Annotated in this window: 12 protein-coding genes; all 12 read right to left on the bottom strand. The window is 63.2% G+C overall.

Translation table 11 applies throughout. The annotated features are described in order from the left end of the window. Positions 1-208 precede the first annotated feature (208 nt). On the bottom strand, positions 209-1,294 hold the full coding sequence (locus tag FJY68_10950; GenBank protein ID MBM3332344.1) for a flippase-like domain-containing protein: 1,086 nt from the start codon (positions 1,292-1,294) through the stop codon (positions 209-211). Between the two features lie 27 nt (positions 1,295-1,321). Next, on the bottom strand, positions 1,322-2,254 hold the full coding sequence (locus FJY68_10945; GenBank protein ID MBM3332343.1) for a glycosyltransferase family 2 protein: 933 nt from the start codon (positions 2,252-2,254) through the stop codon (positions 1,322-1,324). Beyond that, entirely contained in the window at positions 2,251-3,060 is an 810-nt protein-coding gene (locus FJY68_10940; GenBank protein MBM3332342.1) for an HAD-IIA family hydrolase, read from the bottom strand. Before FJY68_10940 ends, FJY68_10945 begins: the two co-directional genes overlap by 4 nt. A 23-nt stretch (positions 3,061-3,083) precedes the next feature. After that, a complete protein-coding gene (locus FJY68_10935) occupies positions 3,084-3,899 on the bottom strand; it encodes a citrate lyase beta subunit (GenBank protein MBM3332341.1) in 816 nt (271 codons plus the stop codon). Between the two features lie 8 nt (positions 3,900-3,907). Next, positions 3,908-5,722, bottom strand: coding sequence for a thiamine pyrophosphate-binding protein (locus FJY68_10930; GenBank protein ID MBM3332340.1), 1,815 nt, complete (start codon positions 5,720-5,722; stop codon positions 3,908-3,910). Next, positions 5,719-6,756, bottom strand: coding sequence for an NAD-dependent epimerase/dehydratase family protein (locus FJY68_10925; GenBank protein MBM3332339.1), 1,038 nt, complete (start codon positions 6,754-6,756; stop codon positions 5,719-5,721). The genes FJY68_10930 and FJY68_10925 overlap by 4 nt, the downstream gene beginning before the upstream one ends. Continuing rightward, positions 6,753-7,475: an FAD-dependent oxidoreductase gene (locus FJY68_10920; protein ID MBM3332338.1), complete on the bottom strand. Its 723-nt coding sequence runs from the start codon at positions 7,473-7,475 to the stop codon at positions 6,753-6,755. The genes FJY68_10925 and FJY68_10920 overlap by 4 nt, the downstream gene beginning before the upstream one ends. 1 nt (position 7,476) lies before the next feature. Further along, entirely contained in the window at positions 7,477-8,823 is a 1,347-nt protein-coding gene (gene rfbH / locus FJY68_10915) for a lipopolysaccharide biosynthesis protein RfbH (protein MBM3332337.1), read from the bottom strand. A 20-nt stretch (positions 8,824-8,843) separates the two neighbouring features. Then, positions 8,844-10,067: a CDP-glucose 4,6-dehydratase gene (gene rfbG, locus FJY68_10910; protein ID MBM3332336.1), complete on the bottom strand. Its 1,224-nt coding sequence runs from the start codon at positions 10,065-10,067 to the stop codon at positions 8,844-8,846. Then, positions 10,064-10,834 (bottom strand): glucose-1-phosphate cytidylyltransferase, encoded by a 771-nt coding sequence (rfbF, locus tag FJY68_10905; protein ID MBM3332335.1) that lies wholly within the window; start codon positions 10,832-10,834, stop codon positions 10,064-10,066. The genes rfbG and rfbF overlap by 4 nt, the downstream gene beginning before the upstream one ends. A 294-nt stretch (positions 10,835-11,128) precedes the next feature. Next, a complete protein-coding gene (locus FJY68_10900; protein ID MBM3332334.1) occupies positions 11,129-12,475 on the bottom strand; it encodes a nucleotidyltransferase family protein in 1,347 nt (448 codons plus the stop codon). A gap of 237 nt (positions 12,476-12,712) precedes the next feature. Next, positions 12,713-13,831, bottom strand: a complete 1,119-nt coding sequence (locus tag FJY68_10895; protein ID MBM3332333.1) for a hypothetical protein — start codon at positions 13,829-13,831, stop codon at positions 12,713-12,715. Between the last annotated feature and the right edge of the window lie 781 nt (positions 13,832-14,612).

The raw sequence follows: 14,612 nt of genomic DNA, 5'->3' as shown, positions 1-14,612 counted from the left end.
ACTTTCTCACAGCGGTTCTCCTTTCATAACATTCAAACAACCCAGATGCTACCATCCGGGCAGGGGAACCGCTACTGATTTTCAACTAAGACAGGGACATCCTCCCGAGGAATCATCCTTACCCTCCTATATGTTCATGCTCTTGTGGTGAGTTCCCTATGTCGGTTTCGAGATGAGTGGTCAGGACCCAGAAGCGAAGAATCGGAAACTATGAACCGGAGACTTCGTCAGGCCGGCGCAGTCCGGCAGGCGAAACCTGCAGGCGCCAGAGGCCGAGCAGGCCCCAGAAGGTGACAATCGTGTAACCGACAACCTGTGAAGTAATGATGTAGGCCAGCACCCCGCTGCGGGGACAACCCAAAGGTACGAGCACGGCCACCGCGACGAACTGATAGACGCCGACGTATCCCGGAGTGGAGGGGATGGCGCTGGAGAGACCGAGGCCGGCGAGCAGCATCAGTGCCATCGGCAGTGTCAGGTCGAGCCCGAAGGCCCGCGAGCTGATCGTCGCGCCGATTGCATCGGTCAGCCAGATAAGGATGGTGAGACCGGCGAACGCGGAACCGCGCGACGGATTTGCGATTGCCCGCATGCCGGAGAGGAACTGGGCGAGCATCCCGAGCAGGCGTTCGCGGAGACGAGCCGGGCCGGGCAGTCGCTCGAGCAGCCTCCGGAAAGGACCCTCGAAACGCGGGGCGGCAAGGATGATGATGATTCCCGCAACGCCTACCGTGCCCATGAGCTTCCATGCCCTGACCAGCCACGCAGAAGACGGAAGACCGAGGACCGAGGACGGAAGCAACAACACGGCAGCAAGGCTGAACAAGACCAGGGCGACGACATCGAGCAGCCGTTCCGTCAGGGCGGTGGCGAACACCCAGCTCTTGCTCAGGCCGGCCTTGTGGCCGAGCGCGGCGGAGCGAATCAGTTCGCCGGCCCGCGCGGGCAGGAAGTTGTTGCCCAGGTAGCCGGCCATCGTGGCCCAGAAGACGGTAAGCGGCGCCACCTTTTTCTCCGCCGAGAGAAGCACGCGCCAGCGGAGGCTCCTGAGCACCATGGAGACGTGTGCCGTGCCGAACGAGACTGCCAGGAAACCGAGCTTTGCGTGTCTGATGGTGGCGATGAACTCCCGCCAGCTTACTCCGCGGACGGCAAGATAGAGCAGGAGCGCAGCCAGTACGAGCGAACCCAGCAGTACCCAGCGTCGGCCTGGACGGCGGTCATGCGCGGTCAGTTGCGGGTCGGCGGTCGACGAAGCTACAGGCCCGGACTCCGGCTCACTCGATTCCCTGATTCGTTGACCCCTTGAATACTGCCCCTGTTAGTCGAAGTTGATGCGCTCCTTCTCGACGACCAGCGGCATGTGGCGGACGTAGGTGTGGATGGAGCCGACGTACTCGCCGACGATGCCGAGGAAGAAGAGCTGGACCGACGAGAAGAAAAAGATGCCGACCACGAGCGGCGCCAGCCCGAGCTCAAAGCTCTTCCAGAACACCAACTTGTACCCGAGGTAGAAGAGCGCCACGAGCAGACTGAGCGCGGCGGAGGCGAAACCCAACATCGTCGCCAGCCGCAGCGGCACCTTGCTGTAGGTAGTGAGGCCGAGCATGGCCATGTCGTAGAGCGTGTAGAAGTTGTTCTTGGTGATTCCCCGCTTGCGACCGGGCTGGACATACGCGACCTTGGCAATCTCGAAGCCGATGTCCGCAATCAGGCCGCGGAAGTAGGGATACGGGTCGCCCAGACTCCGGAGGATGTCAATTACCTGCCGGTCGTAGAGCCCGAAGCCGGTGAAGTGCTCGACCAGTTCAACGTCGGAGAGCCGACGCAGCGTCCGGTAGTAGAGCCGGCGCAGAGCGAACATCAGCACGGACTCCTGGCTTCCCTCCTTGATACCCATCACGACTCTGTAGCCCTCTTCCCACTTACGGACAAAGTCCGCAATCATTCCCGGCGGGTCCTGCAGGTCGGCGACGATGCTTATGACCGCGTCGCCCCGCGCCTGCAGTATGGCGTGGCAGGGCGAACGGATGTGCCCGAAGTTGCGGGCATTGACGATCACCTTCACCCGCCTGTCTTCATTCGCCAACTCCCTGAGGATGGCAACCGTCCGGTCCTTGGAGGCATTGTCGATGAAGATGTGTTCGTAGTCATAGCCGGGGAGGCCGGCCATGACCTCGCGCACCTGCTCGCATACCTCGCGGACATTCTCCTCTTCGTTGAAGCAGGCGGTGACAATGGAGATGAGCTTCATGTTGACCTCCCGTTCGGCGATCGCGCCAGAATCCCGGGGACCCCGGCAAGCGACCCGACCGCGAAATCGGGGCGCTGCGAGCCGTCGGAGTCGACGTTGGCGGCAGTGGCGGCCGGGTCGCCGACGAGCACCGATGGAGAACCGAAGTGGCGGGCGGCCGCTATGTCGCTCTCCGGCGTGTCGCCCACTACCAGTATCTCCCCGGGCGACAGTCCGCCCGCCGCCGCAACCAGCTCCAGCAACGCCGGGCTCGGCTTGCCGACGACGTGGTCCGCCGCGCGTCCTGAGGCGCACTCTATCGCTGCCACCATCGGTCCGCACCCGGGCAGGAGACGCCCGCCTTCAACCGGATAGGTCGCATCGCGGTTGCAGGCGACGAAGACCGCTCCACCAAGGATTGCTTCCATCGCCGCTCGAATCCGGTCGTAGTTGAAGGAGAGATCCATCCCAACAACCAGGAACTGGGCGGGCCCTTCCGAAGCGGCTTCAAAGCCCTGGGCCTCTATCATCGCTCGCAACTCATCCGAACCAACTACCACAACGCGCGCCGACTTGCCCGGGCTGAGACGGCGCAATAACAGGCCTGCGGCGTACCCGGAGGTCATGACCTCCGATTCACTCGCTGCCACCCCGAACCGTCTCAGCTTGGCGGCGATGGAAACTCGGGGGCGGGCGGAGTTGTTGGTGACAAACCAGACCTGCAATCCGAGTCGCCGAAGGCGCTCGATCGCCTCGACCGCGCCGGGCAGCGCAGTTTCCCCGGAGTAGACCACACCGTCGAGATCGAGAGCGACCGCTTTGATCATTGCCCCGTCAGCAAAGCCGGCGTCTATTCATACCTGCCGCCGGCGGCTTCGATCATCTTCTTGTACCGGGACTCCAGCATCACGATTCGCTGGTCGTCTTCCTGCGAAATCATCTTGTAGTAGTCGCGCTTGTTCTTCAGCCACATCAGCTCAAACCCCACCGCCTTGAGTATGCCCTTGTCGGCGTCCTGCGACAAAGCACCGGGGCAGCCGAAGATAACTTTGCGTGTCTCGTACCGGTCAATCGTCCCGGCGGGCAGTTCTCGGAAGAAGGGGAGGGAATGAGCCGACACGCCGCCGCCGACTGCAGTCTCCAGTTTGCTCTTCTTGGCTTTGACGAAAAGGTCGCGAGTGATGTCGAATACCTGCGGGCTATTGATGTCCTCTCGGGTGAGTCCCATCGAACCGGTCAGGTCGACCCTTCCCATCACAACGCCGCCGAGGATTTCGCTCGCGGGCAGGGCCAGCATCTCGTCGAATGCCCGACAGGCGCTGATGGTCTCGACGTTCACCGCAAATGATATCACCCCCCGCTCTTCGGGCGGGAACGCCAGCTTGACCGCGGCGAGGAACTTGCTGAGAGCGTAGGCCGTCTCGACCATCGGCGCAACCAGACGCTCGACTCCGATGACGCGGCACTCATACATGTCGCGCAGCGCCTCGCAGCCTCCGATCTTTATCGTCAGCCCGAGGCCGGCGCTCATCACGACTTCCTTGAGCCGCAAGGCCTCTTCCAGCCGAGTGCCTTCGGCCTCGAATTCCGCCTTGATCCCGTTGACGAAGTGGTTCTCCTTGAGATCCTTCAGCGCGTCACTCATCCGTCTTTCCAATAGATTCACGTTACCTCCTACTCCTCCGGTTCCCAAAGGGGGATGATCATGTTTGACAGAAGCTCGCCCCGGTCCAGAAACGGGTACATGTCTTCCAGCGGCGAAGAGACCATTCGTCCGTTGGCGAGTCGTCGAGACGTAACCCGGGGCACGAATTCCTGGTTCGGAACCATCATCACGTTGCACAGTACGGGCCCGGGGTGCTCCAGTGTGGCACGGATCCAACCCGGCAGCTCCTGGTGATTGCGGATGACCGCGCTCGTGATACCGTAGGCCTCGGCGATCCTCGTCATGTCGGGAATGCCCACGCCGCTGTGCGGACCTTCGCCCACCAGCCGTCCCTCGAAGAAAGCCCGCTGGGTGGTCCTGATGGACAGGTAGCCTCCGTTGTTGAAGACGAAAATCTTGAGCGGCAGCCGGTGGTGGGCGACCGTCGCCAGTTCCTGTATGTTCAGTTGGATGCTGCCGTCGCCTTCCAGGCAGATGACCCGTCGCCCTTCGTTCGCGAAACATGCGCCGACCGCCGCCGGCAGGCCGTAGCCCATCGCTGCGCACCCGGAATTGACGATGTGCCGCTGGCCGTCCCTGATGCGCATTGATTGGATCGGCACGACGCAGGCCGCGCCATTTGCACTCACCACAACATCGTCGCTCGCCAACGCGCCCGCCAAAGCGTCGCAGAAGGCATATGGATTGACGGCGCCGTGCTCTTCCCTCATGGTCTCGGTTACCGGCGGGTAGCGGCGGCTGCGCTCCACGCACCAGTCGAGCCAGGATTGCCTGCGCTCGGGCTGCGCCGTCTGGATGGCACGGTCGAGCAGCCCCAGGAAGCTCCGCGCGTCCGCACGGACCGGAAGGTCGGGCTTGAAAGTCCACTTCGCCAACTCCGCCGGGTCGATATCGACCGAAACCTTGAAAGCGGCTCGCGCCACGCTGGCCTGGTTGTAGCCTATCTGTCGCACGTTCATGCGGCAGCCGATGCAGAGCAGCATGTCGGCGTTCTGCAGGACGAAGTTGGCGCCCCGCTGGCCGACAGTGCCGGGACGGCCGGCAAAGAGCGGGTGGTCGGACGGAAGGATGTCGATTGCGTCCCATGCGGTCAATACAGGTACTCCCAGTGCTTCCACCACCCGGCGGAACAATTCGGCCGCTCCGGCGAGGCGGATGCCGGCGCCGGCCATTATCAACGGCCGCTCAGCCGTCCTCATGCGCTCGAGGACAATCCCAACCTGACGGCGAAGGTCCGTCTCCTCCGCCTGCACGTTGTCGCTGGTGGGGTCGTAGCCGGCACAGGACACCTCGTCTACCATCGAGGCCTGGACATCGAGCGGGATGTCAAGCCAGACCGGACCGGGACGGCCGCTGGTGGCGTGGCGGATAGCCCGGTCAAGGTGGTAACGAATCATCTTCGGGTCCGTGACCATCACTGCATACTTGGTGATGGGGCGGACAAGCGCGATTATGTCGGCTTCCTGGTCACCGAGCTGCCGCAAGGGCAGGCCCGTGCTCGCGGCCGTCATCTCGTAGCGAACCTGGCCCGACACGTACAGCGCTGGAATTGAATCGAGCCACTGCCCCAGTACGCCGGTGATGGCATTGGTGCCGCCCGGGCCGGTGGTAACATTGACGACAGCAATCCGACCAAGCGTCCTGGCGTAGCCCTCAGCGGCTATCGCGCAGGCCTGCTCGTGGTGACAGCAGATGTATTGTATCCGCTTCTCCTGACCGAACGAGTCATTGAGGTGCATCGCGCCGCCGCCTGTAAGCATGAAGACGTGCCGCACGCCGCGGTCGGCAAGGTGTCGCGCCACGAAATCTGATAGCTTGATCATCCGCGGTACCAGTTGGCCGTTCGCGCGATGGCGTCGGGCAGCGATATCCAGACGTCGAGACCGATCTCGTTTCGCGCGCGCGCGATGTCAGGGACGTAGCGTTCTGCCGGCTTGCCGGTCTCGGGTTGCCTGGCGACCGTCACCTGCGCCAGGGGCGTCACTACCCCTCGGACCTCGTCGGCAAGCTCCCGGATGGAAAGGTCGGCGTCCGACCCGACATTGTAGGCGCGACCCGACCCGCCTCGGAACAGAATCGTCCAGAGCCAGACTGCCAGGTCTGCGGCATAGAGGTAGGAACGCCTCGGCGTCCCGTCACCAGCAACCTGAATTGGGCCGCCCCGTAGTGCGTCGCGGATGAAGTTGCCGATGGCGTAGTGAGCGTCGAGAGGCAGATGCGGGCCGACGAACGCGAAACAGCGGGCGATGATGACTTCGAGCCCGTGCTTTCGGCCGAACGCGGCACACAGGAACTCCGAAGCACGTTTAGCCTGACCGTAGGTGGTCAGCGGGTCGAGCGTGTCCGGTGCGCCCGGATACTCCTCGGGCACGTGCGTCAGCTCCGGGGGCTGCCTTCCGTAGACCGCACCGGAGCTGATGAACAGAGACCGCGCGCCGCAGCGGCCGGCCAGCTCGAGGATGTGCTTCGTACCGACAACGTTCCTCTCAAACAGCTCATACGGGTCTCCTGCCGTGACGGGCAGCGGCTCCACTGCGGCGTGGATGACGTAGTTGAACTGCTCACCCTCCGTCTCACAGGAGCTCATGTCGCCTGCGGTCAGGCCAACTGACTTGTGCCCGGCGACGTGGGGCATCTTTGCTGCAAAGGCAGAAGGATCACGCGATAGGACAACTGCACTGGCGCCGAGGTCGAACCGGTCGCTCGCCGCAGTGAAGCTCTCGAGCAACCAGCGACCGAAGAAGCCGGTGCCACCGGTAACGAAAAGCCGCTTGCCGCGCAACTCCGGCCAGAGCCCCGCCGTCTTGTCGAGCACGTGGTCGAGGTCGCGGGCGGGGAGCGGTGGCAGCGCGCTCATTCCCATGCGTCGGTGTGGATTGCGGTGGGCAGGATGCCGCGGTCCTGCAGGTCGGCGGCAACTGACTTGAGCATCGCAGGCGGGCCGGAGACGAAGAACGAAGACCCGGCCGGCGTCGCGAGCAGCGGCCAGATAGTGGCGACCGAGACGGGACCCGGACGAGGGATGAGGGATGATGGCTGAACGAGGGCAACGGAGTCCGAGAAGAAGGCGTAGCGGAAACTCGGTACGGCGGCGGCCTGCTGTTCGACCAGGTTCCGGTAGATGAGCAACTCCGGCGTGCGCGCGCCATAGGCGACAAAGACCGGCTGCAAGTGGTCCGGCTTCATCCCCGCGATAAAGGCGGTGAAGGCCGTGATCCCGGTGCCGCCGGCGAGCAGCACCGATGGCTGGGTCGGACTCACAACGAACTCACCATAGGGGAGCTTGATCCAGACCTGACGGCCGACGGTCAGCTCCTGCTCCATGCGGGCGGTGTATCGCCCACGCACCGAGTAGGAGATACGAAGCGGCAGCGTCGAAGGCGAGCTGGCAATGGAGAATACTCGCGACTCCGGCCAGAACCGGCTCGGGTCATACTCGTCGAGGGCGAGATGAAGGAATTGGCCCGGCCGGAACGCGGGCGGCTTTGTCTCCGGTTCCAGTTCAACCGAATAGACCTTATCGCCATGGTCCGTGATGTGGTCGACTCGGCAGCGGAGCTTCCGCGGGACCGACATATCAGGCGCGCTCCCCGGCCATGAAACGCTGGAATGCCTCGGCGATCATTTGCAGCTCGGTTTCGCCGATACCGGGGTAGAGGCCGATGAAGAAAGTGTTGTTGGTGATGATGTCGGTGTTCGTGAGGTCGCCGACCACCCGATGCTCGATGCCGGCAAATGCCGGGTGGCGAAGCAGGTTGCCGCTGAAGAGATTGCGGGTCTCGATGCGGTTGGCTTCGAGGTAGCGAGTCAGGTCGTTGCGGGTGAAGCCCGCGTTCTCGCGCACACTGAGGACGTAGCAGAACCAGGATGGGTCGGAATTGGGCGTCGCCTTCGGCAGCAGCAACCGGTCCTCGTATGGCGCGAGCATCCGGGTCAGGTGGTTGAAGTTCTCTTTGCGCCGGGAGATGAAATGGTCGAGCTTACCCAGCTGGGCACAGCCGATTGCCGCCTGCATATCGGTTAGTTTGAGGTTGTAGCCGACGTGGCTGTACACGTACTTATGGTCGTAGCCGGCAGGCAGGGCGCCGTACTGTCCGACAGGCGTCGCCGCGGCCCATTGCTGGCTGAACCGTTTGCCGCAGGTGTTGTTTTCGCCGCCGGCACAGTAGCAGTCACGGCCCCAGTCGCGAACCGAGCGGGCAATCCGGGCCAGGTCCTCGCTGTCGGTCGTCACGCATCCGCCCTCGCCCATCGTAATGTGATGGGCTGGGTAGAAGGAGAAGCTCGCGACCTGGCCGAACGTACCGGTCAGCTTCCCTCGGTACTTCGAACCGAGGGCATCGCAGTTGTCCTCCACCAGCCAGAGGTCGTGTTCTTTCACGATACTCATCACCGTATCGAGGTCGAACGGCACGCCGAGGGTGTGAGCCATCACTATCGCGCGCGTCCGGGGTCCGACCGCCTCGCGTAGGGCCTGCGGCTTCGCCGTGTAGTCACCGAGGTTGACGTCGACAAAGACCGGGACCAGCCGATTCTGGACAATTGGGGCGACGGTGGTCGGAAACCCGGCCGCTACCGTGATGACCTCATCCCCGGCCTTGAGCCGGCGCTCGCCGAGTTTCGGCGATGTGAGCGCGGTCAGCGCCACAAGGTTGGCAGAGGAACCGGAGTTGACCAGCAGCGCCTCGGACAGACCGAGGTACGCGGCGAACTCCGCCTCAAACCGTTCCGCGTAGCGGTTGGCAGTCAGGTAGAAGTCGAGGCTGGCATCGACAAGGTTGCGCAGTTCCTCGTCGTCAAAGACCCGACCGGCATAGTGGACCAGGTCCCTGGCCGGGTCGAACCGGCGGCCAGCGAACTGCGCCTGATAGTATTCACGAACCAGCGCCAGTATCTGCTGCCGGAGCTCGGCTGGAGGAGGCATCAAGCTTCAAGCCTCATGCTTCAAGCTCCGGATTCCGGGCATGCGGCATGCGGCTTGGGGCTTGCGGCTTGCTCAGGTCGCGCCGCCTCGTAGTCGGCGATCTCTTTCCGGCAGGCGTCGTACATGGATCCGTTCGGATTGCGGTAGTAGCTCTTGTACCAGGTTGCCGCGCGCTTGACTGCTTGCTCCAGATTCCAGCGCGGGCACCATCCCAACTCGCAGACCGCCTTGTCGATGCTCAGGCGCAGGACGCCGGCTTCGTGAGGCTGTTGCGGATCGCTCCTGTCCTGCCAGCGGCCGCCTCCCCAGGCGGCACAGAACTGCTCGACCACCTCTTGAACCGTGGCCTCGTCATCCGGCCTGGGGCCGAAGTTCCATGCCGCGCACCACTTCGGGTCGTCACTCGACAGCATGGTGGAAGCCAGCGTCATGTAGCCACTCAGCGGTTCAAGCACGTGCTGCCAGGGACGCACTGACCCGGGGCTGCGTACGGGCACCGGTTGCCGGCTGCTCAAACTCAAGACCGCGTCGGTCACAATCCGGTTCCTGCCCCAGTCCCCGCCGCCGATGACGTTGCCGGCCCGGGCCGAGCCGAGCCTCACGCCATGCTGGGCCAGTCGCTCGGGATTGAGGAACGAACGGCGGTAGGCCGCAACCAGCAGTTCGGCCGCGCCCTTGCTGGCGCTGTAGGGGTCATAGCCGCCCAGCGGGTCGCTTTCACGGTAGCCCCATACCTGTTCCCGGTTCTCGTAGCACTTGTCACTGGTAACCACGACAACTGCGCAGGGTCGCTTCAGCTCCCGGACCGCGTCCAGCAGACTGGCAGTGCCGATGACGTTGACCTCGAAGGTCTCGCGCGGAGTGTCGTAGCCTGCCCGCACCAGCGCCTGAGCCGCAAGGTGAAAGACGACGTCCGGACGGCAGGCAGCCAGTGCCGCGGCCAGTCGTTTCCCATCCCGGACATCGGCCTCGTAGTGGCCTGCCAGTCTGTCTCCTAAACGTGTGGCTTCGAAGTTGCTGGGCCGGGTGGGTGGGGCCAGCGAGTAGCCGGTCACGCGCGCCCCGAGTTCGGTGAGCCAGAGCGCAAGCCAAGATCCCTTGAAGCCGGTATGGCCGGTGACAAAAACCGACCGGTCCCGCCAGAAGCTGGGGCTGGATTCAGGGATTCGAGGATTCGAGGGGTCGAGCGTGCGGACAGGAGTCCTGTGTTCCTTGATTCCCTGCCCCTCTCTCTTCTTCTTCATCCCCACACCTTCCACGCCGCCTTGCCTGACTGCCACAGGTTTTCGAGGTCACGGACGTCGCGGAGCGTGTCCATGCAATGCCAGAATCCCTCGTGGCGGTAGGCGGCGAGCTGGCCGTCGGCGGCCAGGCGTTCCATCGGCTCGCCTTCCCACAAGGTCGCGTCGTCCTTGATGTACTCCAATGCGCCGGGTTCAATGACAAAGAAGCCGCCGTTTATCCACCCTTCACCGACCTGGGGCTTTTCGGCAAAGCGCGAGACCAGGTCGCCTGCAAACACGATGCCGCCGAACCGGGCCGGAGGCCGCACGGCGGTGACCGTCACCAGCTTGCCGTGGCGGCGATGGAACTCAAGCAGTTGCTGAATGTTGATGTCGGCGACGCCGTCCCCATAGGTGAGGAGGAACGTCTCGCCGCCGATGAATAGCCCTGCTTGTCTCACGCGCCCGCCGGTGTTGGTGGCCGGACCGGTGTCGAGCAGGTGGACGGTCCAGTTCTCGCACTCCTTGCCGTGGACTTCCGTGCTGCCGTGGGGCAGACGCACCGTCAGGTCATGAACGCGGTAGTGGTAGTTGATGAAGTAGTCTTTGATGACCTCGCCCTTGTAGCCCAGGGCGAGCACGAATTCGTTGCAGCCGCGCGCCGAGAAGATCTTCATGATGTGCCAGAGGATGGGCTGTCCCCCGATTTCGACCATCGGCTTGGGTTTGACCGCCGTCTCCTCGGTCAGTCGCGTGCCCAGACCGCCACAGAGGATTGCGACTTTCATGAAACTAGGCTGAGGTGGAGGCTAAGGTTAAGTTCAAGGAACGTCCTTGGTCCTCTCGTCCTTCGTCGGCCGGCTGGTCGTACCTGGCCTCCAGCGAGATTGCCGTCCGTGTGGTCACCACGCTGGGGATATTAGGACACGCACGAGGAGAGTCAAGCAATTCGAACGCTGGGCCGGTGCTTGTGGCCGAAGCTCTGCCGGCAGGACCAGGTCCGCCATTCTGCCTTGCGGTCTAGGGTCTCGGTTCTCTGCCCGGTCCGGCTGTTTGCGGCGTGGACCCAGCGGCATACGTTCCTAGTTCTTTCCCGACAGCCAGTTCACCAGCGCGGCGTTCGGGTCGCGACCGTGGCTGATGGTGTGGGACAAGTACTTGCGGATCAAATCCCTCAGCCGCAGCAAGTAATAGCGGAAGAGATAGCGTGAGCCTCGGGACGCGGGGTAGCGAGCAGCCATCTCCTCACGGGTAAGGAAGACCAGATGCCGGAGCACCGTGACTTTGTCCCCGAGGGACTTCGCACCGTGCAGGTCGAACGGGGGAATCGATTGGCTGAAGCCGGTCCGGGCAAGAACGGATTCTCTCGCCGCTCCAAGAATGCGCGGGTCAATGCCGCCCGGCACCAACTGCTCGAGCACGCAATCCGGCACGTCCGCGCGCAGCATGACCCGGGCCAGATGAAGCGCCAATCCCACGTGCCTGGCAGCACCCCATCCACGGGCACGGATTGCGACTTGCGCCCAATCCAAATCGTCTCGGAAGTGACGAACGGTCTCAGCAATGTCGCAGAAGGAGCGCAGTCCCTCTTCGAGAAAGTGCTGATAGCAGACGTGCAGGCACAGATGCAGCAGCAGGTCCTCGGGCGACAAAGCCAGCACCTCTTCTCCTGCCACCACGGCCGGGCACGCTCTTTCCCAGATCCCGGTCATGTCTACTCTCACCGGTCCGACCGGCAGGGTGATGGCCCAGTGGATCTCAAGACGAAGTTCACGCAGGGTGAACTGAGCAACGTGCAATCTCTGCCTGTGGCGCGACTCGGTCATTTCGGACGGCTGTTGGCCGACTCCCGCGTCGCGCAATATCGCCTGCGCCCTTGATAGATCCGCCCGCGAGACCAGGATGTCGACGTCGGTCATCGGCCGGTCTGCGTCCTCGCTGTAGATCGCCGCCGCGAGATGAGCCCCCTTCAGCACAATCACCCTGATGCCCGAACTGCGCAGAGGCCTGAGCACCTTCCGGAGATTCCCCCAGAGAGAGGCATTCCTGACGGCGCTGGCGAAGTGGGCTCGTCGCAGCCGTTCCCACACGTCGGCCGGAGCATGGGCGTGCAAGCCGCTCTCCTTCAGGCGCTTGTACAGAAGCGGAGTGAGGTAGAGGTCAGCAGCCAGAGCGGCGACCTCGGACCAGTCGGCAGACGGTAGACGGCTAACGGCTGGCGGCTCACGGTTCGCGGTCAGACAACTCAGCAGGAATTCCGCGGCGGCGGGGCGAGGGGCGTTGCGCGTTGCCGGTTCTGGATTGTAGTTCGCAGACTGGCCGAGGCGAGGCGAGGACGTGGGGTTCGAGTCCGAACCGCCGCTCCCGGACTGCGACGAGGGCGGCTGCGACTCAGTCGCCGGATTCCGCTGGCCGTAGACTTTGTACATCTGCCTTTGCTCGCCGTATCGACATCTCGATGCGCCGGTAGCGATTATACCAGTGCGTGCGCGTCGCGGCAACGACAGCGGCCTGGACCAACTGCGGGCCGGGTGCAGTTGAGCCTTGTGACGGTAGCATCGCCGTCGAGCCGGCGTTCGGGCCGGGTACAGAGAACGGCAGGCGGCGGAGTGTCTTCTACGCCGCCCGCCTGGTAAATGCGGTCAGCCGTGCTGCCGGCTAGCCCATCACGGGTCGACTTCGATGATGACGGGCTGTATGTCGAATCTCAGTGGCATTGGTTTGCCCATGAAGAACATGCTCTGGATGTCGAGGAAGACCCCTATCACCTGACCCGCGCCGGGGATAGGATGCCAGCCCTCTCCGTACAACAAGGCCTCATCGTGCATCGTCTTGGCATTGCCGATGAGCGGGTGGTCAAGCGGCAGTTTTGGGTCTTCCGGCGTCAGCAGCCACCAGATCGCCACCTGTATATCGTCTGCTGTCGCACCCGGCAGCTTGTGATTGAGCAGGTAGTTGACGTTGTCCCAGCGGTCCGGGTGGATGTCCGGGTACCCCGGCAGCATCCAGTTCTCCGTCGAATGCAGTTTGGTCAGGTATTCGTTGAATCCGTTGAAAACCAGTATACCCTTGTCGTGTTCAGCGCACCAGCCGGGATAGGAGGTGTCGGGGTAGTTCCACACGTCGTAGAAGGTCTCGGTGATTCCCGTGAGACTCACGGTGAAGGTGGAAGGAGGGAAGTAGGGGAGTGAACCTTCGTCGACTCTCGCACGCACAACGTAGTCCGGCAGCCGCACGTCTTTGATGTACCTTCGGTACTTTATGTACTTGGCCCAGTTCCTGCCCGGGAAGTCGTGTGGCCCGGCCCAGCCGGTCTGCTCGTTCACGTATTTGCCGCCAACAAGCTGGCTGACAACGCAGTGGGTAGCAATGTAGAGTTCGGTTCCCTCCACCCACCCGGGCTTGACCGGAATCGCGTACGTCCAGGTCTGCACCTTCGGGTTGAAGGTGTTCTTGAATTCGAACTTGCCCGGACTCGGATTCCCGTTCTTCTGCGGGATGCCGCCAAGCGATGTGGCCGCGTGTGCATGGGTTTCGCTGATCCACCAGTTCCCGGTCGTCTGGTATTTGATGTAGAGCTTGGTCTGGTCGAACCACACGGTCACGTTCCCGGCATTCTGGTTCTGCCCGGCCCAGATCGTGAAGGTCGCGGGCTGCAGATTGGGGATCCAGGTCGATGCGACTCCCACCCTCTGGGTAAGGTCGCCCTGCCTCTCGCAGCCGGTGACCATCAACCCGGCTACCACGGCGATTGCCAGTACCGCCAGCAATCTCGTTCTTCTCATCTCGTCTCCTGTCTCGGTGACGCCCCACGCGTAAGCCTGCGCGGCCTCTGGGACCTCACACATTACTTGACCGAAGAGGCTCGGTACTTCGCTGCCTTTGCGGTATTGTGCGGAATCCAGGAGAACTGTAGGCGATTACGTCCTCGCCGAACCCATTGCGCGGCTGACGGCTCAAATCCGGCCTGCCGTCCGAGCTACGCGCACCTACCCGGAGAGATGATACACAGGGCGGTCTGTATGTCAAGCACAACAGAGGTCGGCTCTTACGAGGTGCGACATTTCCAATGCGCGGCCTGGCATGCCGCCTCTCTCCAGCCGGAATGCGGTAGAAGGAGACGGCGCGTCAGCGCCGCTGTCGAGCGGAAAGCGCGGCGGGCGGCAGAGCGTTTCCTCCGCCGCCCGCCTGGTAAATGCGGTCAGCCGTGCTGCCGGCTAGCCCATCACGGGTCGACTTCGATGAAGATAGGCTGTATGTCGAATCCCAGTTGTGTTGGCTGGTCCCCCCCTAAGAACATGCCCTGGATGTCGAGGAAGACCCCTATCACCTGACCCGCGCCGGGGATAGGATGCCAGCCCTCTCCGTACAATAGGGCCTCATCGTGCATCGTCTTGGCATTGCCGATGAGCGGGTGGTCAAGCGGCAGCTCCGGGTCCTCCGGCGTCAGCAGCCACCAGATCGCCACCTGTATATCGTCTGCTGTCGCACCCGGCAGCTTGTGATTGAGCAGGTAGTTGACGTTGTCCCAGCGGTCCGGGTGGATGTCCGGGTACCCCGGCAGCA

The sequence above is a fragment of the candidate division WOR-3 bacterium genome, from assembly GCA_016867815.1.
GTDB lineage: Bacteria > Hydrothermota > Tepidihabitantia > Tepidihabitantales > Tepidihabitantaceae > UBA2258.
Note: the sequence above shows the minus strand (reverse complement) of the source record. Positions and strands in the feature narration are given on the sequence as shown.

Bases quoted from the DNA above. Each gene is read 5' to 3' on its own strand.
- rfbH (MBM3332337.1), bottom strand. From the start codon at position 8,823: ATGCCTCCTCCAGCCGAGCTCCGGCAGCAGATACTGGCGCTGGTTCGT.
- FJY68_10900 (MBM3332334.1), bottom strand. From the start codon at position 12,475: ATGTACAAAGTCTACGGCCAGCGGAATCCGGCGACTGAGTCGCAGCCG.
- rfbG (MBM3332336.1), bottom strand. From the start codon at position 10,067: ATGAAGAAGAAGAGAGAGGGGCAGGGAATCAAGGAACACAGGACTCCT.
- FJY68_10945 (MBM3332343.1), bottom strand. From the start codon at position 2,254: ATGAAGCTCATCTCCATTGTCACCGCCTGCTTCAACGAAGAGGAGAAT.
- FJY68_10930 (MBM3332340.1), bottom strand. From the start codon at position 5,722: ATGATCAAGCTATCAGATTTCGTGGCGCGACACCTTGCCGACCGCGGC.
- FJY68_10925 (MBM3332339.1), bottom strand. From the start codon at position 6,756: ATGAGCGCGCTGCCACCGCTCCCCGCCCGCGACCTCGACCACGTGCTC.
- FJY68_10895 (MBM3332333.1), bottom strand. From the start codon at position 13,831: ATGAGAAGAACGAGATTGCTGGCGGTACTGGCAATCGCCGTGGTAGCC.
- rfbF (MBM3332335.1), bottom strand. From the start codon at position 10,834: ATGAAAGTCGCAATCCTCTGTGGCGGTCTGGGCACGCGACTGACCGAG.
- FJY68_10940 (MBM3332342.1), bottom strand. From the start codon at position 3,060: ATGATCAAAGCGGTCGCTCTCGATCTCGACGGTGTGGTCTACTCCGGG.
- FJY68_10920 (MBM3332338.1), bottom strand. From the start codon at position 7,475: ATGTCGGTCCCGCGGAAGCTCCGCTGCCGAGTCGACCACATCACGGAC.